16 protein-coding genes and 1 pseudogene are annotated in these 18206 nt (G+C 72.9%); 7 read left to right on the top strand and 10 right to left on the bottom strand.

Annotated features, from left to right (window positions below; all coding sequences use genetic code 11):
• Positions 1 to 38 precede the first annotated feature (38 nt).
• From Asi02nite_RS05455 to Asi02nite_RS05435, 5 genes are read left to right on the top strand one after another with little or no spacing between them, the layout of a single operon-like run.
• Positions 39 to 2321 (top strand): glycosyl hydrolase family 95 catalytic domain-containing protein, encoded by a 2283-nt coding sequence (locus tag Asi02nite_RS05455; RefSeq protein WP_203711035.1) that lies wholly within the window; start codon positions 39 to 41, stop codon positions 2319 to 2321.
• Between the two features lie 12 nt (positions 2322 to 2333).
• Positions 2334 to 2999, top strand: coding sequence for a hypothetical protein (locus Asi02nite_RS05450; protein WP_203711034.1), 666 nt, complete (start codon positions 2334 to 2336; stop codon positions 2997 to 2999).
• Positions 2957 to 3175 (top strand): hypothetical protein, encoded by a 219-nt coding sequence (locus Asi02nite_RS05445; protein WP_203711033.1) that lies wholly within the window; start codon positions 2957 to 2959, stop codon positions 3173 to 3175. The genes Asi02nite_RS05450 and Asi02nite_RS05445 overlap by 43 nt, the downstream gene beginning before the upstream one ends.
• Before the next feature lie 9 nt (positions 3176 to 3184).
• Positions 3185 to 4321 carry a hypothetical protein gene (locus Asi02nite_RS05440; protein WP_203711032.1) on the top strand — a complete coding sequence of 379 codons (1137 nt, stop codon included), beginning with the start codon at positions 3185 to 3187 and terminating at the stop codon, positions 4319 to 4321.
• A 35-nt stretch (positions 4322 to 4356) separates the two neighbouring features.
• Positions 4357 to 4830, top strand: coding sequence for a nitroreductase/quinone reductase family protein (locus Asi02nite_RS05435; protein ID WP_203711031.1), 474 nt, complete (start codon positions 4357 to 4359; stop codon positions 4828 to 4830).
• Here Asi02nite_RS05435 and Asi02nite_RS05430 read toward each other — a convergent pair.
• Complete coding sequence (locus Asi02nite_RS05430) at positions 4820 to 5155, bottom strand: hypothetical protein (protein ID WP_203711030.1); 336 nt, start codon at positions 5153 to 5155, stop codon at positions 4820 to 4822. The genes Asi02nite_RS05435 and Asi02nite_RS05430 overlap by 11 nt on opposite strands.
• Before the next feature lie 255 nt (positions 5156 to 5410).
• Here Asi02nite_RS05430 and Asi02nite_RS05425 point away from each other — a divergent pair, with 255 nt between their 5' ends.
• A complete protein-coding gene (locus Asi02nite_RS05425; protein WP_239126499.1) occupies positions 5411 to 6655 on the top strand; it encodes an endonuclease/exonuclease/phosphatase family protein in 1245 nt (414 codons plus the stop codon).
• A 53-nt stretch (positions 6656 to 6708) separates the two neighbouring features.
• On the opposite strand, the gene Asi02nite_RS05420 is transcribed toward Asi02nite_RS05425, so the two are convergent.
• A complete protein-coding gene (locus Asi02nite_RS05420) occupies positions 6709 to 7428 on the bottom strand; it encodes a carbonic anhydrase (RefSeq protein ID WP_239126498.1) in 720 nt (239 codons plus the stop codon).
• A gap of 113 nt (positions 7429 to 7541) precedes the next feature.
• Here Asi02nite_RS05420 and Asi02nite_RS05415 point away from each other — a divergent pair, with 113 nt between their 5' ends.
• Positions 7542 to 7952, top strand: a complete 411-nt coding sequence (locus Asi02nite_RS05415) for a YkvA family protein (protein ID WP_203711028.1) — start codon at positions 7542 to 7544, stop codon at positions 7950 to 7952.
• Here the strand turns inward: Asi02nite_RS05415 and Asi02nite_RS05410 are convergent.
• From Asi02nite_RS05410 to Asi02nite_RS05375, 8 genes and pseudogenes are all read right to left on the bottom strand, one after another.
• Positions 7906 to 8517 (bottom strand): FHA domain-containing protein, encoded by a 612-nt coding sequence (locus Asi02nite_RS05410; protein WP_203711027.1) that lies wholly within the window; start codon positions 8515 to 8517, stop codon positions 7906 to 7908. The two genes, Asi02nite_RS05415 and Asi02nite_RS05410, sit on opposite strands and share 47 nt — an antisense overlap.
• Positions 8514 to 10004: a serine/threonine-protein kinase gene (locus Asi02nite_RS05405; protein WP_203711026.1), complete on the bottom strand. Its 1491-nt coding sequence runs from the start codon at positions 10002 to 10004 to the stop codon at positions 8514 to 8516. The genes Asi02nite_RS05410 and Asi02nite_RS05405 overlap by 4 nt, the downstream gene beginning before the upstream one ends.
• A 10-nt stretch (positions 10005 to 10014) precedes the next feature.
• Positions 10015 to 10905, bottom strand: a complete 891-nt coding sequence (locus tag Asi02nite_RS05400; RefSeq protein ID WP_203711025.1) for a hypothetical protein — start codon at positions 10903 to 10905, stop codon at positions 10015 to 10017.
• Positions 10906 to 11003: 98 nt separating this feature from the next.
• The gene (locus Asi02nite_RS05395; protein WP_203711024.1) at positions 11004 to 11384 is read right to left on the bottom strand and encodes a PPOX class F420-dependent oxidoreductase; all 381 of its coding nucleotides are present in this window, start codon (positions 11382 to 11384) and stop codon (positions 11004 to 11006) included.
• Positions 11385 to 11452: 68 nt separating this feature from the next.
• Positions 11453 to 16387, bottom strand: a complete 4935-nt coding sequence (locus tag Asi02nite_RS05390) for a carbohydrate-binding protein (RefSeq protein ID WP_203711023.1) — start codon at positions 16385 to 16387, stop codon at positions 11453 to 11455.
• On the bottom strand, positions 16384 to 17091 hold the full coding sequence (locus tag Asi02nite_RS05385; RefSeq protein WP_203711022.1) for a cobalt transporter: 708 nt from the start codon (positions 17089 to 17091) through the stop codon (positions 16384 to 16386). The genes Asi02nite_RS05390 and Asi02nite_RS05385 overlap by 4 nt, the downstream gene beginning before the upstream one ends.
• Complete coding sequence (locus Asi02nite_RS05380) at positions 17088 to 17747, bottom strand: LPXTG cell wall anchor domain-containing protein (protein ID WP_203711021.1); 660 nt, start codon at positions 17745 to 17747, stop codon at positions 17088 to 17090. Before Asi02nite_RS05380 ends, Asi02nite_RS05385 begins: the two co-directional genes overlap by 4 nt.
• A gap of 111 nt (positions 17748 to 17858) precedes the next feature.
• A pseudogene (locus Asi02nite_RS05375) lies at positions 17859 to 18206 on the bottom strand (XRE family transcriptional regulator); the annotation flags it as partial.

The raw sequence follows: 18206 nt of genomic DNA, 5'->3' as shown, positions 1-18206 counted from the left end.
GTATGTCCTTACAAATTCACCCTATCGAGAGAACGCGCATGAGCACCGAGGACCCCGCCCACGTCCATGTCTCCGAGACGCCGGCGGGCCGGTGGCTCGAAGCGTTCCCGCTCGGGAACGGCCGGCTGGGGGCGATGGTGTTCGGCTCGCCCACCGACGAACGGATCACGCTCAACGACGGCTCGGCGTGGTCCGGAGACGTCTCCAGCGAGGAGCGGCAACGCGCGATCTCGGCTGACGACGCGGCGGTCGCGCTGGCCTCCGCCCGGGCGGCGCTGGCGGCCGGGCAGTTCGACGAGGCGACGCAACAGGTGCGGCGGCTGCAGAGCGACTACACGCAGAGTTACCTGCCGTTCGGCGCGCTGTCGCTGGAGGTCGGGCATCGCGGGTCGCCGGTCGGCTACCGCCGGGAGCTTCGCCTGCGCGACGCCGAGGCGGTCGTCTCCTATCGGGTCGGTGGGTCGCGGGTGACCCGGCGGGCCTTCGTCTCGGCGCCCGACCAGGTGCTGGTGTTCAGCCTCCAGGTCTCCGGCGACGAGGGCGTGGACGTCTCGCTCGGGATCGACAGCCCGCTGGCGGTGCTGGACCGGGGTGACGGTTTCGTGACGGTGCGGTTGCCGAGCGACTCGGCGCCGCCGCACGAGCCCGATCTGGCCGCGCCGGTCTACGACGAACGGCCGTCGGTGCGCGGGGCGATCGTGGCCCGGTGGGCGCACGACGGGGTGTCCGTCGGCGGTTTCCGGGCGACCGGGGTGCGTCGGCTCTTGGTCGTCGTGGCGACGGCGACCACGTTCACCGCCGTCGGGCGGGCGCCCGCGGGCGACGAGACCTCGGCGCTGGCCGCCGCGGTGGCGACCGCGGAGGCGGCGCTCGGGCTGGGTGCCGCGCGGTTGGTGGAGCGGCACAGGGCGGCGCATCGGTCGCTCTACGACCGCACGTCCCTGCGGTTCGCCGGTGGGGAGCCGGCACTCGTCGCCTATCTGTTCCACTTCGGACGGTACCTGCTGATCAGCTCCTCGCGGCCCGGCGGGCTGCCGGCGACGTTGCAGGGCCTGTGGAACGACTCGATGCGTCCACCGTGGAGCGCCAACTACACGGTGAACATCAACACGCAGATGAACTACTGGGCGGCGGAGACGGCCAACCTGGCGGAGTGCGCGGAGCCGCTGGTCGACCTCGTGGCGGCCCTGCGGGAACGCGGTGCGGTGACGGCGCGGCACCTGTACGGCGCGGCGGGCTGGTGCGCGCACCACAACACCGACGCGTGGGCGTACACGTCGCCCGTGGGCCGCGGGCAGGCGGACCCGGCGTGGGCGTTCTGGCCGCTCGCCGGCGCGTGGCTGTGCCGGCACCTGGTCGAACGGGTCCGTTTCGGCGCCGCCCCCGACCTGGCCTGGCCGGCGGTGTCGTCAGCGGCGGAGTTCCTGCTCGACTGGCTCGTCGAGCAGCCGGACGGCTCTCTGGGGCTGTCGCCGTCGACGTCGCCGGAGAACCACTTCACGGGGCCTGACGGCGGCTCCTACGCGGTCGACCTGACGTCCACGGTGGACTTGAGCATCACCCGGGAGCTGCTGGCCTCGGTCGCGGAGTTGGCCGCCCCGCTCGGTCTTTCCGCGTCGCCGCTGGCCCGGCGCGCGGCGGCGGCCCTCGCTCGGCTTCCTCGGGTGCCGATCGGCGCCGACGGCCTGGTCCAGGAGTGGCTGACCGATCGTCCGTTGCCGGAGCCGCACCACCGGCACCTGTCGCATCTCTACGCGGTCTTCCCGGGCGCGGACACGTCGCCGGCCCTGGCGGAGGCGGCGAGCCGCTCGCTGGACGCCCGCGGGGACGACTCGACGGGTTGGTCGCTCGCCTGGAAGCTGGCGCTGCGCGCCCGGCTGCGGCAGGCAGACCGCCTCCCCGCGTTGCTGGCTCTGGCGCTGCGCCCGGTGCCGCCGGACGCGACGGGCGAGCACGGCGGCCTCTACCCCAACCGCTTCTCGGCCCATCCGCCGTTCCAGATCGACGGCAACCTGGGTTTCACGGCCGCGGTGGCGGAGTTCGCGGTGCAGAGCCACGCGGGCGTGGTCGACCTGCTGCCGGCCATCCCTTCGGACTGGCCGGCCGGCCGCCTCACCGGCCTGGTCGCCCGCCCCGGCGTGGTCGTCGACGTCGAGTGGGACAGCCAGGGAGCCCTGGTGGCGGCCCGGCTGTCCGCCGCCGGGCCCGTCACCCGGGTCGCGGTCCGGTGGCGGGACGCGACCCAGCGCGTGGATCTCGCCGCGGGTAGCGTGCGGATCGTCCCCGCCTCCGAGGGACGACTCACGGTCGAAAGGGTCTGACGAGATGGCCGGTTGGTCCGCGGTCGCGGTCACCAACCCCGGCGCGCGCCCGCCCGTCCCGGACGGGTCGTCGGCACGGCGTCGCCGCCCGCGACCCTGGCGCTGACGCCCGACGACGCCGCGGACGTCCCGATCGACCTGTCCGGTCTGGACGAGATCCCGTGGGCCGACCTGGAACACGCCCACGGCCCGGCCGACGACGTGCCGGACCTGATCCGGGCGCTGACCGACCCGTACGGCGACTGGGACGAGACGCTCGACGAGCTGTTCGGCGACAACCTGCTGCACCAGGGGACCTGCTATCCGGCAACCGCGCCCGCCCTGCCGTTCCTGACCCGCATGATCGTCTCAGGCGCGTTGCCGGCGGCACAGCGGCTCGACCTCTACGGGTGGTTGCTGACCGCCGCCGGCCGGCAGGCGGACGACCTGCTCACGGACGCCGACCGGGCCGCGGTCGCGCACCGGTCCCCCGCCGCCGACGACGACGCCCGGGGGTCCACCGCGTCGTCGGTGCGCAGGTGCCCCTGCTGCTGGAGCGCTGGGACCGGGAACCACCCGCGATCCGGTACGTGCTCGTCTGTCTCGCGGCGCTCTATCCCGCTCTGGCGGGCGGGGCCGGCGCGCACGCGGCCGCCATGCTCGAGGACCTCGACGGTACGCGACCCGGGGCGTACCTGAAGCTGGCGCACGCCCTCCTGCTCGCCCGGGAGGGGCAGGCCCTGGCCGTCGCGGCCGACATCGTGGCGTGGGAAGACGACCACGACCCGGGCCGGCTGGACGCGCCCGGTGTCGGCGACACGGTCAAGGCCGGCCATGTCCTGGCGGAAGGAGCGCTCGGGGTGCTGCCCGCCTAGGCTGGCGCGATGGCCGGTTGGTCCGCGGTGTGCGGCACCCACGACTTCACGGTGCCGAGCGAGGCGCACGCGCGTTCTCTGGCGGAGGCGCTGGCCGCGTACGGGTTCCCGCTGGTCACCGCCAGACCCGCGCGTCGCGCCGGCGAGTGGATCGTCACCGCGCTCGACGAAGGGCCCTATCCGGCCGACCTCGCGGGGCACCGCACCATCGACGCGGTCGGTCGCCGGGCCGCACTGGTGGCTCGCCGGCACGCCGGCTGTCCGAGCGGTGGCAGCCGCGCGGACCACGCGATGCTCGCGCTGGTCCGGCCCGCCGACACGCCCGTGGTCTCCACGAACCCGGGCGGCCGGCCGCCCGTACCCACCGTGGTCGTCGCCCTGGCTCCACCGCGCGCGACCCTGCGCCTGACGCCCGACCACGTCACGGACGGGCCGATCGACCTGTCCGGAGTGGACCGGATCGCCTGGGCCGACCTGGAACACGCCCACGGCCCGGCCGACGACGTCCCCGACCTGTTGCGCGCGCTCGCGGCTGACGGCGACTGGCCGGACGCCCTCGACGACCTGTGCGGAGACTTCCTGATCCATCAGGGAACCTGCTTCTCCGCGACCGCACCCGCCGTGGCGTTCCTGACCGACCTGGTCGTGTCCGGGGCGCTGCCCGCCGCGCGGCGGCTCGACCTCTACGCGTGGCTGCTCGTCGCCGCCGACCGGCCGGCCGCCGACCTGCTCGCCGATGCCGCCCGCGCCGTGGTCCGGCAGCGGCCGCCCGCCGCGGGCTTCCGGGCCCGCGAGGTGCGGCACACCGTCGGCGCGCGGCTTCCCGCGCTGCTGTCCTGTTGGGACAGGGAGCCCGCCGCGAACCGGTTCGCCCTCACCTGCCTGGCCGCGCTCTTCCACCGGCCGTGCCCCGACGAGGTCGACGGCCCGCTCGACGGCACGCAGCCCGGCTCCTACCTGGACCTGGCCCGCGCCCTCGCCCACGGGCGGGACGGCGCGGCCCTGGCCCTCGCGGCCGACATCGTCGCGTGGGGCGAGCGCCACAACCCGGGCTGGTTGGAGGCGCCCGGCGTCAGCGACCGGGTCAAGGCGGGCCACGTGCTGGTCCGCGGAGCGCTGGGCGTCTTCGACGACGCCGAGGCTTGACGCGGTCCGCCACGCTGGATCGCGGAGGTGACGCGATGCCGGACAGCACGCGACGCGAGGAAGCCAAGCTGCCACCCCGCTGGGTCATCCGCAGCTTCTGGTCGGTCCACCGTGGGCTCTTCCGAGCGACCGGCGGCCGCCTGGGCCTGAAGCCGCCGCGCGGCGACGACTACGGCCTGATGCGCCTGACCGCGACGGGCCGCCGCAGCGGCCGGCCCCGCAGCGTGATGCTCGGCTACTTCGAGGACGGCCCGAACCTGGTCACGATGGCGATGAACGGCTGGGGCGACCCGGAGCCGGCCTGGTGGCTCAACCTGCGCGCCAACCCGGACGCCCGCATCGAACTGCCCGGCGGCCAGGCGCGCCAGGTCCGCGCCCACGCCGCGACGGGCGACGAGCGCGCCCGCCTCTGGGACCGCTGGCGCACGATCGACAAGGGCCTCGACGCGTACGCGGCCCGCCGCTCCCGCGAGACCGCCGTGGTCGTCTTCACCCTGCTCACCGACTGACGAACGTCACCGCCAACGCCGGATGGTCCGTCGTGCCCGCCATGTCGACGAGCCGTAGGCGGCCGCCCGGCCCGGTGACCGCCACGTGCTGCAAGCCGCCGTCGGAATCGTCCGCGTAGCCGGCCGGCAGGCACGTCGACAGGTCGCCGAGATTGAAGTCGCCACCCACGACCAGCCGATCCTGGAACGTCGCCGCGACCGCCGTGAAGAAGTGGCGGCACCCGCGGGTGGTCGGCGCGCACAGCCAGGCGCGGCCCTCCGGGCCGGTCGGGTCCTGGAAGGGGTACGTGTCGCTCCGCGACCCCCGCGTCGACCGGGACCGCACGAGCAGGCCGATCTGAGCGCCACGCCCGCGGCGACCGCGAACGCCGCCAGGTAGTGCGTCAAGTGTCGGATCATGGCCGTCTCCCCCGGGTCGTGTCGCGCCTACCCACCATTCGGCACCGCCGGCCGGGTGGATGGCTCCCCAGATGTTGGGCTCACGGTTTCCGGCCGGCCAACGGTTGTGCCCGCGGTTGATCCGTACGACAGTCAGCATGCCGACCAGCACTTGACCATCACGATGGGAGGAAATGTGTCGTTGACCTTCTCGCGTCTGTCGCGTGTGGCGGCCGGTGGTGCGATCGCCGCGGTCGTCCTGCTCAGCAGCGCCGGCGCGGCCGCGGCCGGTGGGCAGCACGGCTCCGGTGACGACGTGCGGTTCGCGACGTTCAACGCGTCGCTCAACCGCGGTGTCGCCGGGCAGCTGCGCGCCGACCTGTCCACTCCGGACAACGCGCAGGCCCGCGTCATCGCGGAGATCGTGCAGCGCGCCCGGCCGGACGTCCTGCTGATCAACGAGTTCGACTACGACCCGGTGGCGGCCACCTTGTTCCGCGACAACTACCTGGCCGTGGGGCAGAACGGCGCCCGGCCCGTGCACTACCCGTACCACTTCATCGCGCCGAGCAACACCGGCGTCGCGTCCGGGCTCGATCTCAACAACGACGGCACCGTCGTCACCACGCCTGGCGCGCCGGGGTACGGCGACGACGCGCTCGGCTTCGGCGCCTTCCCGGGCCAGTTCGGCATGGTCGTCTACTCGCGCTACCCGATCGACCGGCGCGACGTGCGGACGTTCCAGCACTTCAAGTGGAAGGACATGCCGGGCGCGCTGCTGCCCGACGACCCGGCCACGCCGGCACCGGCGGACTTCTACTCGCAGCAGGAGCTGCGGGTGCTGCCGCTCTCCTCGAAGAGCCACTGGGACGTGCCGATCGAGATCGGCCGGCGCACCGTCCACTTCCTCGTCTCCCACCCGACGCCGCCGGTCTTCGACGGCGCCGAGGACCGCAACGGGCGGCGCAACTTCGACGAGATCGGCTTCTGGTCCGACTACGTGACGCCGGGCAAGGGCCGCTACGTGTACGACGACAAGGGGCACCGCGGCGGCCTGCGGCCGGGCTCGTCGTTCGTCATCGCGGGTGACCAGAACTCCGACCCGCTCGACGGCGACAGCATCCCGGGCGCGGCCCAGCAGCTCCTCGACAACCGGTGGATCGACGACGCGTTCGCGCCGTCGAGCGCGGGCGCGGCCGAGGCTGCGACGCTGCAGGGCGGCGCCAACGCGACGCACCGCAGCGACCCCCGGTTCGACACGGCGGACTTCGCCGACACCGCGCCCGGCAACCTGCGCGCCGACTACGTGCTGCCCTCCAAGGCGGGCCTGAAGGTCCGCGGTGGCGGCGTGTTCTGGCCGGTCCAGGCCGACCCGCTGTCGCGGCTCACCGGCGTGTTCCCGTTCCCGAGCTCCGACCACCGCCTGGTCTGGCTCGACGTGCGCTGAACACACGCAGGAGGGGCCGTTGCCGGTCGGCAACGGCCCCTCCTGCGTCGGCATCACAACACGGTGACCGCGGCCGTCTCGAGGTCGTACCGGGCGCCCACCACCCGCAGCGCGCGGGCCGCGACCGCGTCCCGGATGATCGCGCTGCCCGCGACCAGCCGCCCGACCTGGTAGCGGACGTTGGCCCGCACCGCGTTCTCGATCGTGTCGCCCGGGTGGTGCAGCACCGGCTCCACGGCCGGACGGATGGCGTCGACGAGGGCGCCGATGGACCCGGGCGGCGTCGTGCCGTGCTCGATCGACTCGACGGTCGCGACGACCGCCCCGCACCGCTCGTGGCCCAGCACCACGATCAGCGGCGAGGCGAACTCGGCCACCGCGTACTCGATGCTGCCGGTGACCGCCGCGTCGACGACGTTGCCGGCGACCCGGTTGTCGAAGACGTCGCCGAGACCCTGGTCGAAGAGCACCTCGGGGGCGACGCGGGAGTCGGCGCAGCCAAGAACGACCACGAACGGGTCCTGGCCGGCGGCCAGCCGGCGTACGTCGGCCAGCGTCTGGTGCGGGTGCCGCGAGCGGCCGGCGCGGAAGCGGGCGTTGCCGGCCAGGACGTGGGCCAGCGCGGCGGCCGGGGTGTCCGGCGTGCCGGTGTAGGCGGCCGCCGGCACCTGTGCGGCGACGGCGCCCAGGCCGGCGGCGACACCGGCGGCACCGAGGCCGGTCAGCACGCCGCGACGGCTCAGGGAATGTGCATGCGTGGATGTGTTGGTCACGGCTCGACCGTAACCCCGGACGGTGACGTGAAAGTGTCGCGCATCTGCCAGTCCGGGGTGGCAGGTCGATGTAGCGGGCGTTACATTGACGCCCACTGGACAGGGGGCCGGCGATGCGTGAGTGGCTCGTCCGCCTGGCGATCGCCTTCGGCGTCCTGCTGGCCTCGTGGGCGCTGCTCTTCGTGCTCGCCCGCCGCCTGCCGCCGGGCATCCTGCGCGACCTCGCGGCCTTCATCCCCGACTGCGTCACCGCCGCCCGCCGCCTGCGCAAGGACCCGCGGGTCCCGCGCCGGGCGAAGATCGCGGTGGTGTTCGCCGGCCTCTGGGTGGCCAGCCCGATCGACCTGATCCCCGAGTTCATCCCGATCATCGGCCCCCTCGACGACATCGTCGTGGTGGCCCTCTGCCTGCGCTACGCGGGCCGTCAGGTTCCCCGCGAGGTCCTGCTGGAGGCCTGGCCCGGCGAGCCGCGCCTGATCAACCGTCTCCTCGGCGACCCGGCTCGCGGAGGTCGGCCCGGGTGATCGCGTTGCGGGAGACGGCCTCGTTGGCCAGCCGCACCCGGCGGCGCTCGCCCTCGCCGGTGATGCCGAACTTCGCGTAGAGCCGCAGCAGGTGCTGCTTCACCGCCGCCTCCGTGACCACGAGCGCCGCCGCGATCTCGCGGCTGGAGGCGGGCTCGGTGAAGGTCTCGCCGGCCAGCAGCGGGCGGCAGAGCTGGATCAGCACGTCGCGTTCGCGGGCGGTCAGGTCCGGCGGTGGGGCGCCCGCCTCGGTGACCTGGCCCGCCGGTACGCGGCCCGCGCGCAGCACGAAACGGGAGGCGCCCGCGCGGATCTCGTCGCCGTCGGCGAGGGCGCGCTCCTGCCAGATGCGCCGGCCGTTGACGAAGGTGCCGTTGCGGGAGCCGAGGTCGCGCACGCACCAGCCGGCCGGGTAGCGCTCGAAGACCGCGTGCAGCCGCGACAGCAGCCGGTCGGCGGGCACGGCGAGGTCGTTGGAGTCGGCGCTGCCGAGGCTGAGCCGGTCGGCGTCCAGCCGGATCATCGACGGGCCGGCCGGGCCCCACATCTCCAGGTAGCCGGTCATCGGTCGGCGATCCGCACGGCGTACTTGCCCTCGACGCCGTCGCCGCCGACGACGAGGTCGTAGTCGCCGGCCGCGAGGGCGTAGGGGCCGTGCTGGCGACAGCCGAGCGTGTTGCCGGCGATCAGGCCACCGCCGGCGCGGAAGAGCTGCCACGGCACGAGATCGGCACAGACGTAGCCGGTCACGTACACGGCGCGGTCGGCGTCGAGCCGCAGGCGGTAGTGGCGGCGCTCCCCCACCCCCAGCGTCCGGACACCGTCCGGGGGCTCCCGGGCGCCGATCGCGATGCCCTGCGCGGTGGTGTCGTCCACACCGTCCGGAGTGGACGTGCGGGCCGGGCCGGCGGCTGACGGGCCGGCGGCGGTCGGGCTGGTGGTGGCGCGCCCGGCGCCGCCGTCGCCCGCCCGCCAGCTCTCCCGCGTCGCCAGCGCGACCGCGACGGCGGTGACCAGCACGACGGCCGCCGCCACCAGCGTCCACCGACGCCGGGCACCGGCCGGCGCCCGCTCCACCAGCGGCCGGTCGAGCAACGGCCCGGCTACGCCGTCGTCGTCCGGCACCGTCGGCGGCGTCCCTGGAGCCACCGGCGGAGGTGTCCACTGTGTCGACAGGATCCGGGAGCTCGCGTCGACCGGGTCCGCCTCGTCGCCGACCAGGGCGAGCAGCAGCGCGCGGGCCGCCGGGCGGCGGCCGGGATCCTTGTCGAGTGCGCGGGCGACGAGGTCGCGCAGCGGCTCCTCCAGTGCGCCGAGGTCGGGCTCGTCCGACAACACGCGGTGCATCAGGGCGTACGGCGCGCCCGTGCCGAACGGTGGGCGGCCCGTGGCCGCGAACGTGACCACCGCGCCCCAGCTGAACACGTCGGTCGCCGTCTCGGTGCGGCCGCGGAACTGCTCCGGCGCCATGTAGGCGGGTGTGCCGACCACGTGGCCCGACTCGGTGAGGCTCTCCAGCGCGTCCAGGGCGCGGGCGATGCCGAAGTCGATGACCTTCGGACCCACCCGCGACAGCAGCACGTTGCTCGGCTTGAGGTCGCGGTGGACGACGCCCGCGGCGTGGATGCCGTTGAGCGCGGCCGCGATGCCGATCGCCAAACTGTCCAGGGTGGACCCGGTCATCGGGCCGTCGCGGCCGACCGCCGCCGACAGCGTCGGCCCCTCGATGTAGTCGGTGACCAGGTAGGCGAGGTCACCGTCGGTGCCCGCGTCGAGGACCTGGGCCGTGCAGAACCGGGCGACCCGGCGGGCCGCCGCGGCCTCGGCGGCGAACCGGGCCCGGAACCGGGCGTCCCGGGCGTACTCGGCCCTGATGACCTTGACGCACACCCGGCGCCCGTCGTCGCGCGCGCCGAGGAACGCGACGCCCATGCCGCCCTCGCCGAGCCGGCCGAGGAGCCGGATCCCGCCGACCCGACGCGGGTCGCCCGGATGCAGGACCGGCGCCGGTGCGCCGGTCCGCCGCGCCTCGTCACCGGCGTCCAGCGTCATCGCGCGCATTCTACGAAACCGGTACGCGCAGCGCGCCCTTCGCGTAGCGGTCCCAACTCAGCAGGTAGGTGCCGTTCGCCGGGGCCGGCACGAGGAAGCAGGCCAGCCCGCCCTGGGCCGTCGCGTGCGGCGGCGGGTAGATCTGCGCCCGGCTGCAGTTGTCCGCCGTCCCGACCGCCGTACCGTCGGGCAGTCGCAGGTGCAGGTCCCGGTCGAACACCCAGGCGAACCCGGCGTCCGTGTTGTTGGTGGCCGAGAACGTCAACCGCAGGAACTCCTGGCCGCTCGGGGCCTGACCGTGCAGCAACGGTTCGTCGGCGCGCACCTCCGTCGCCGAGACGGTCATGAAGACCGCGCCGCTCGCGTTGCGCAGCACCTTGCCGGTGACCGGCACCGGCCGGGGCTCCAGGGCGACCAACCCGTCCGGCCCGGTGAACGGCACCGTCGCCTGCCGGTCCGCCGCCTTGCCGATCACCATCTCCGCCTCGGGGAGCACGAAGTGCTCGTCGACGACGAACGCGTAGACGCCGGGCTGGCTGCGCTGCGCCGGCACCTCGGGCAGGTCCAGCAGCGGGTTGTCGATCTCGGCGTAGGTGCGGCCGCCGACGACCAGCAGCGCGGACTCCGTCGGCGACTCGGCGTGCTCGGGGCTCAGGTTCTGGAAGACGCCCTCGATCGTCACGGCCTTGCCGCCACCGGCCGACGCGTCCACGACCCGGGCCGCGCCGAGGGTGACCTTGAAACCGGCGTGCCAGTACGACTTGTTGATCTGGATCTCGGTGGTGGCGGCCGGCGCCGTGCCCGCGGGAGCGTCGCCCGGCCCGGTGCCACCACCGGATCGGGGCGTGCAACCTGTCAGGGCCAGCAGGGCCGACATCGCCAGTAGCCACGGCTTCCTCATGCGACCAATATGGCGTCCGGTCGATGGCCGGCGACATGGCCGCGCGGTGACGCTTCCGCCGCTGATCAGGCAGGTCGGTCTTACCGGAAGGTAAGGCGTCAGAGGGTCACGGCGATGGCGACCAGTGGCGGGCGGCGCAGGCGCACGAGCCGGGCGAACCAGTTGCCGATCCGCGACGAGACGTACTTCTTGGCGAGCTTCTGCCGTGCCGCCGCGGTGCCCGCCTCGTCCAGCACCCGTGCGGTGCCCGTGGCGGTCGGTGCGCCGGTCTTGATCCGGCCGCGCAGGTCGCAGACCGTGACCTCGACCGTCGGGTTACGGCGGATCCGGCGCACCTTCCACGACCGGGCCTCGGTGACGACGAGCAGCTCGTTGCCCTCGGTGACGTGCCACACCGGGGTCGCGACGGGGGTGCCGTCCTTGCGGTAGGAGACGAGGCTGACGTGCTTGCTGCGGCCGATCTCGTCGATCACGCTCATCGGCGAAGCCTAGCGCCGACGAAACAGGCCCGGCGAGCGATGCTCACCGGGCCCGGGTTCGCGGCCGTCTAGCCGATCTGCTTCCACGGGCCGTTGCGGTCACCGGGTGCCTGGTTCCGGGTGTACCACCTGGCTTCGTAGCGCTTGCCCTGGTAGGTCACCCGGTCACCGGCGTTGTAGATCCGGCTCGGGGTCCACGCGGCCGGGCTGCCGTCCGCGGGCGGCGGCGCGATCTCCTCCCACGGGCCGGTCGGGTTGCCCGGCTCCTGGTTGCGGGTCCAGTAACTGGCCCGCCAACGCTTGCCGGCGTGCTCGACGAGCTCGCCGCCGTTGAAGATCCGCGACGGCGTCCAGATCGCGGCACCCGCCTCGGTGATGGCGAGCTCCTGCCACGGGCCGGTCGGGTCGCCGGGCTTGTTGCCCTTCGCGTACCAGGAGGCCACGAAGACCTTGCCCTGGTAGGTGACCCGCTCGCCGGTGTCGTAGGTCTGGCCCTGGTTCCACTCCGCCGGCAGGTTCACGGTGACCCTGACCGGCACCTCGACCGCCTCGAGGTGCGCGCTGCCGGAGTACGCGACGGTCATCTCGTGCGTGCCACCGGACAGGCCCGGCGGCAGCGTGAACGACACGTCGCCGTTCGCCACCGCGGCCGAGCCCCGCACCGTGCTGCCCTCGCGCAGCGTCACCGTCCCCGTCAGCGGCGCCGGCGCCGCGTCGACCTTGACGGTCACCTTCGCCGCCGTACCCCAGGCGACCGGGGCGGTCGTGGCGGTCACCGTCGGTTTGCCCATGGCCGTGCGGAAGACCGCGGGCTGGGCGACGGCCATACCGCCGTCGGTGCTCCTCGCCTCCACCACCCAGGCGTACGAGGTGCCCGGCAGCAGGTTCGGCCAGCTCACCTTCGCGGTGCCGTTCGCGGCGACCTCGTCGGTGCCGAGCACGCCGGCCGGGACGTACGCGGCCAGCGAGTCCGTGCTGAACGACGTCTTGCGCGTGCTCAGGTCGACCGGCAGCTTCAGGTTGTCCTCGGCACCGTTGTAGCGCGGCCTCGGCTGGCTGCCGTCCGCCCGGATGTCGTATTCGGTGGCACCGAAGTTGTCGAGCAGCGGCGAGTAGGTGTCGATGGACATCTCGGAACGGTCCACGTCGAACTGCAGCAGGCGCAGGAAGCTCGCGCCGAACTGGAGCCGGTCGGTGGCCTTGTGGTCGACGGTGCCGTCACCGTTGAGGTCGATGTTGCCGGCCGGGTCGACCCGCTCGGGCCACAGCTCGCCCGCGGACACCGTGTAGAACTGGTAGTCCGCCAGCAGCTCGACCACGTCGTGCGAGACCGTGACGCCGACCTTCGACTTCACGTTGGTGCCGACGCCGTGCTCGTGACCGGCGAGCACCAGGAACACGTTGGGGTTGGTCTCCACCACCATCTTGTAGAGCGGCGAGCCGTCCGGCGCGGAGAACGTCGCACCCCGACCGTCTGGGTTGGACGACGGGCGCAGGTAGTCGTGCGAGAGCAGGATGCCGTTGCGGTCCTTGTAGCGCTTGAAGACCGAGTCGGCCCAGCGGGCCTCCTCCGGCGTCACGCCGTACGACAGGCCCACCGCGACGAAGTCGAGCCCACCGGCCGAGAACAGGACGTAGTTGTTCTGGTTGTCCCTGCCCTTCGTGACCGTGCCGTCGGCGTTGGTCACCTCGTCCCACGCGTGGTACTCGGTGCCGGCCGGCCAGGCGTCCGCCACGCCGTAGTAGCGATCCGCCCCGAACGTCCGGCTGAACCGCGACTCCGGGCCGGTCTCGGCGCCGAGCTGGTTGTCGTGGTTGCCGGCGATGACCTGGTTGACCACGCCCCAGTCGTCGAGCACCTGCTGGAACTCCGACGCGCGCTCGAACTCGCGCCTGACCTGGTCGTCGAGGCCCGGCCGGAGCAGCGAGCCGTCCGGGTTCTTGGCCAGCGGGTCGTAGTAGTCGTTCTCGATGATGTCGCCGGTGTGCGCGGTGTAGGCGATCTTCCGCCCGGCCGCGTTGTCGGCGATCCACTGTGTCGTCTCACGGTACGCCGCCGCGAAGACGGCCTGCTCCTCGGCGACCTGCACGTCGGAGGGCTCGGCCCGGCCGTCGAAGTCGTCGTAGGTGCCGCCGGCCGCGCCCTCGGTCACGTACTGGGTGTCGGTGAAGTGGGCGAGCGCGAAGTCGTACGCGTCGGGATCCTCGAACCGGTCCTTGTCGTTCTGCGCCGAGGAGTCCCGCGGCGACAGGTCGTCGGCGAACGGGTCCTCGCCGGTGACCATGACGCGCACAGTCGCGCCATCCCGGAGGCCGTCGGTCAGTGGCGCCGTGAGCACGGTGCTCTTGCCGGCCTGGCCACGGGAGCTGGTCAGCACGACCCACTTCTTCGCGGCCGGGTCCCAGACCCGCAGCGCGACGACGCGGGCCGGGTCGATGGTGCCCTCCCAGCGCAGCGTCGGCGCCTTCTGGTCGGCGGCGAGCGCGAGATCGTAGCGCTGGAACACCACGTCCCGGCTCGACGACGTGTCGATGCTGCGGCCGTCCAGCGGGTGCAGCGACGCCACGTCGACCCCACCCTCGTGCGCGGCGTCCAATGTGGTCGGAACGGCGGCCGCCACGCCCTGGTAGCCCGCGGTCGGCGCGACCAGGTCGGCCTTCGTGAACGTGGCGGTGAGCGCCATCCCGTCCTCGCCCGGCACCTTGGCCGAGAGCGTGGCCGACGGGCCGTTGGTGCCCTCGACCACCGACGACAGCTCCGTCGGCACGTCGGGGATGCTGGCGCTGGTGAACCTCACCTCGCGGGTGGCGGTGTTGCCGAGCTTGTCGGTGGCGGTCACCGCGAGCGTGTGCGCGCCGGCCGGCAGGCCGTGGCCGATCTGGTCACCGACCTTGACCGCCTTGCCGTCGAGCATGATGGTCGGCGTACCCGCGACGCCCGTGGCGTCCTTGACCCGCACGTCCAGCGCGACCGTCGCCGTCAGCCGCTGGCCCTCGGCCGGCACACTGCTCTCGACCACCGGCGCGGCGTTGTCCACGGTGAAGCCGCGGGTGGCCGTCCGGTCACCGCTCTTCGCGGTCACGGTGTGCCGGCCGTCGTCGAGCGTTTTCGTGTCCACATCGGCCCGCAGGCCCTTCGCCGGCAGGTCGACCTCGAAAAGAATCTCCTTGCGCAGCGCGTTGTTGTAGGTGCTGCCGCAGGTGCCGTCACCGACGAACGTGGTGACCTGTGAACCCGTGGGATACGTCGACGAGCCGATCGTCACGTTGGTCTGCGCGACCATCTTCGTCAGCCGGGTCGCGGTGCCACCGGCCGGCAGGAGCTCGAAGTCGCGCATCGTGAAGTCGTCGAAGTTGCCCGTCGGGCAATCGGCCGCGACCGTGGTCGGGTTGATACCGGCCACGAAGTCGAGCACGTTGATGCCCGGCACCAGCCACTCGTTCGGGAACGCGAGGACCGCGGTCTCCTTCTCCCATATGCCCAGGTCTAGCGGGATGCCGTTGACCAGCACCTGGTTCTGGTAGCCGCCGTCGGTGCCGTTGCCGCCGATGAACAGCCGCAGCCGGGCGTCCTCACCGCTGGCGAGCGTGGCCGTCGTGCGGGTCGTCTCGGCGCCGGCGATGGTGAAAACGAACTCGGCGTCCTTGTTGGCGCCGCAGGTGCCGTCGCCGAGGGCGAGCAGCGCGTCGGCGGTCGGGGTGCGGACACCGGCGGTCACGTACGAGACGCCGGCCGGCGTGGCCGTGCCGGTGCTCGGCGCGAGGCCGACCGTACCGCGGTCGATCCGGAAGTCGTCGTGGTTCGCGCACAGGGTGGCGCCGCTGCCCGAGTTGTAGTCGCCGGTGACGACCTGGATGGCGTTGTCGCCGGGGCGCAGGAACCGGTTGGGCAGCTTGACGGTGACCGCCTCGGCCGCCGTCGCACCGAAGTCGCCGCCGAGGTCGACCCGGTTGCCGTTGACCGTCAGGTAGTTGTGGTAGCGCGCCTCGATCGAGTTGCCGGCCGCCACCGTGAAGGTGAACGTCGAGGTGCCGGTGGCCAGCGTATCGGCGTTCTGGGCCGGCCTGCCGTCGAGCGAGATCGCGTCGACACCGTCGCCGTCCTTCGGCGTGGCCGCGATGATGGGCTGGGTGCCGCGCACCAGCGCGCCCTCGGCGGGCGTCACCTTGGCCGAGCCGGCCGGCGGGTTGTTCACCGTGACCGACACGCTCGTCTTCGCACCGGACTCGGTGATCGCCTCGATGGTGTGGTCGCCGTTGGACAGCTTCCGGGTGTCCAGCGCGTGGCTCAGGCCGGCGGTGCTGCCCGGCTCGCCGGAGACCACGAAGGTCAGCGGCTGCTTGAGCCGCGGCGTGGAACTGCCACAGGTGCCGTCGCCGAAGCTGTAACTGAACAGGTTCTGCTCACCGTCGACGACCACGCCGAGCAGGCTGAGGCTGATGCTGCTCAGCGGAAAGTCGTCGAAGTTCGGGCAGCGCCCGCCCTCGCCGTTGGGCAGCACCTCGTACCCGATGGCGTTGGTGTTGGTCGAGTCGACCCAGTTGGCGCCGGCCTGCACGGTGACGGTGTTGACGCCCGGGCGCAGCCACTCACCGGGGAAGTCGAGCACGCCGGAGTTGCCGCCCGGGATGTCCGGGAAGTAGACGCGGTCGGCGTCGACCGTCCGGTCGTTGACGGTGATGTAGTTGTGGTAGCGGGCCTCGGTGCCGTTGCCGCCCATGTCGAAGGCGAAGTGCGCGGTGCCGGCCGTACGGTCCGCGTCCACCGCCTCGCCGTCGACCGTGATCCGCGCGACCGAGTCGTTCTCGGCGGTCGGTTCGGCCTTGACGGTGACGGTGCCGTCCAGCGCCTGACCGTCGCGGACATTGAGCGTGGGCGCGCCACCGATGCCCGGCGGGGCCTCCGCGGCACTGGCCGGCACGACGACCGCGGTGGCGGCGACGGTGACCAGCGCTATGGCGAGCGCGCGTACTCGGCGCTTCATGAACGGTGTCTCCCTCATGCGGTGAGTTGGATCGCGGCGACGGTCGTGAGTCCGGCGCCGAACAGGGTGATGCCGACCGCGGCCACGACGGGCGCGACGCGGGCGGCGAGACGGACGGAGGCGTACGCGCGGGCGCCGCGGGTCACGACGGTGCTGCCGCCGACCGCGAGCAGACCGACGCCGAACAGCACGACGGCCATCCCGACGCCGAAGGCCAGCACCAGCAGCAGCGCGAAGCCGGCGCGGCCGAGGAAGAGCCCGGTGACCAGCACGAGAAACGCGGCGGGTGAGGGCGTGAGCCCGCCGGAGGCACCGAGCAGCAGCAGGCCGGGGCGCTCGTGATGATGATGGTGGTCGTGGTGATGGCTGTTGCGTCGTCGGCGGAGCAGCCAGACCCCGGTGCCGACGACGAGCAGCCCGGCGGCGAGTTGCAGCCACCGGGTGAGGTCGGCCATCCCGATCACGTCGGAGAGAGACAGGAACGTCCAGGCCAGACCGATCACGAGTACGGAGAGCGTGTGCATCACGGCGACCGACCCGCCGAGGAACGCCGCGTCCCGGACCCGGCCACGGGACCCGACGAGGTACGCGGCGGCGAGGCTCTTGCCATGCCCAGGTGCGACGGCGTGTCCGGCCCCGGCGGCGAACGCGAGCCCGAACGCGAGGGGTGTCACCCCGGGCGACTGGATGGCGCTCTGGAGCTGCTCGGCGAGCGCGCTCATGCCGTCTTCCGCCTGCGCCGCAGCACAAGAGTGACGGTCCCCGCGACGAGCAGGACACCACCGACCACGGCGCCGATCTGCCCTGCGGCGGAGCTGCCGGTTTTTGGCGCGGGCCCGTCGAGCGACCAGTCGTGCGACGGCGCGTCCGACGTGTAGACGGCGCGGGCGCCACCGGGCCCGGTCGCGAGCGTCTTGTAGGCGGGGTTCAGGTCGGTCAGCGTCCGCACGGCGACGGTGACCTGGTTCGCCGGCGCGCGGCAGTCATAGTCGATGGCGGCCCCGGCCCGCGCCAGGTCGCGCGGGTTCGCGACGGTGCCGGCACACTCATCGCCGTCACTGCGGACCGTGATCTGCTCCAGCAGATAGTCGGCGAACCGCGGCGAAGACCCCACCGCGGCGGCGTCGGAGTCCTGGTAGAACACCGCACCGTCGAGCAGCACCCGGTCCTCGGGCAGCACCCCGAGCGCGACCCCGAGCGTGGTCAGATCGTCGAGCCCGCCCACCTTCCACCGCACCCGCACGACCTCGGGCCGCGCGGGATCACCCTCGATCGCGACGGTCTGCGGATCACCGAACGGATGCGCCCGAGCCGCCCCGGGCGCGCAGAACACAGCGACGGCACACGCGACCACACACGCGAGACCGCGAAAACGCACGGGACAGCACTCCAGATGGGACAGATCTCAAGGCAACGCCCGAATCTCAACCACCTCGATGAAACACCCGCACCCACACCGGTGATGCCAAAATGAACAGTGCGTTGACCTCTATGGCGGAGCACTCCTCAGCCCATAGAACGCGGGCTCGCTATACGGCGGGGGAACATCCCGAAACCGCGCGACCCGAACCTCCCACTGACTCCGCCGCCGCTGCCGATCCCGCCGCTCCCGATCGCGATAAAAGGTCTCCGGCGGCCGAGCAAGCCCGTAGATATCGCCCCACCACTCCCCGACCTGCGGATCGAGAATGACATCAAGATGCGCAGGAAACCGCCGCGAAGCCCCATCAAGCGTGTTCTCACTATCAACAAGCGGCAGAAGCCGCCGCTGACGCTCATCAACGACAACAATCCGAAACCCGCAGGCTTTCAACAGCCGCTCCATCATGTCCAAACT

This window comes from Asanoa siamensis, assembly GCF_016862555.1.
In the GTDB taxonomy this organism is placed as follows: Bacteria; Actinomycetota; Actinomycetes; order Mycobacteriales; family Micromonosporaceae; genus Asanoa; species Asanoa siamensis.
This window is presented reverse-complemented; position numbering and strand designations above follow the sequence as displayed.

What these genes read in the sequence shown, in the direction of transcription:
- Asi02nite_RS05455 (WP_203711035.1), top strand. Translation starts at nt 39, where the DNA reads ATGAGCACCGAGGACCCCGCCCACGTCCATGTCTCCGAGACGCCGGCG.
- Asi02nite_RS05445 (WP_203711033.1), top strand. Translation starts at nt 2,957, where the DNA reads ATGCTCGAGGACCTCGACGGTACGCGACCCGGGGCGTACCTGAAGCTG.
- Asi02nite_RS05440 (WP_203711032.1), top strand. Translation starts at nt 3,185, where the DNA reads ATGGCCGGTTGGTCCGCGGTGTGCGGCACCCACGACTTCACGGTGCCG.
- Asi02nite_RS05435 (WP_203711031.1), top strand. Translation starts at nt 4,357, where the DNA reads ATGCCGGACAGCACGCGACGCGAGGAAGCCAAGCTGCCACCCCGCTGG.
- Asi02nite_RS05415 (WP_203711028.1), top strand. Translation starts at nt 7,542, where the DNA reads ATGCGTGAGTGGCTCGTCCGCCTGGCGATCGCCTTCGGCGTCCTGCTG.
- Asi02nite_RS05410 (WP_203711027.1), bottom strand. Translation starts at nt 8,517, where the DNA reads ATGACCGGCTACCTGGAGATGTGGGGCCCGGCCGGCCCGTCGATGATC.
- Asi02nite_RS05405 (WP_203711026.1), bottom strand. Translation starts at nt 10,004, where the DNA reads ATGACGCTGGACGCCGGTGACGAGGCGCGGCGGACCGGCGCACCGGCG.
- Asi02nite_RS05400 (WP_203711025.1), bottom strand. Translation starts at nt 10,905, where the DNA reads ATGAGGAAGCCGTGGCTACTGGCGATGTCGGCCCTGCTGGCCCTGACA.
- Asi02nite_RS05395 (WP_203711024.1), bottom strand. Translation starts at nt 11,384, where the DNA reads ATGAGCGTGATCGACGAGATCGGCCGCAGCAAGCACGTCAGCCTCGTC.
- Asi02nite_RS05390 (WP_203711023.1), bottom strand. Translation starts at nt 16,387, where the DNA reads ATGAGGGAGACACCGTTCATGAAGCGCCGAGTACGCGCGCTCGCCATA.
- Asi02nite_RS05385 (WP_203711022.1), bottom strand. Translation starts at nt 17,091, where the DNA reads ATGAGCGCGCTCGCCGAGCAGCTCCAGAGCGCCATCCAGTCGCCCGGG.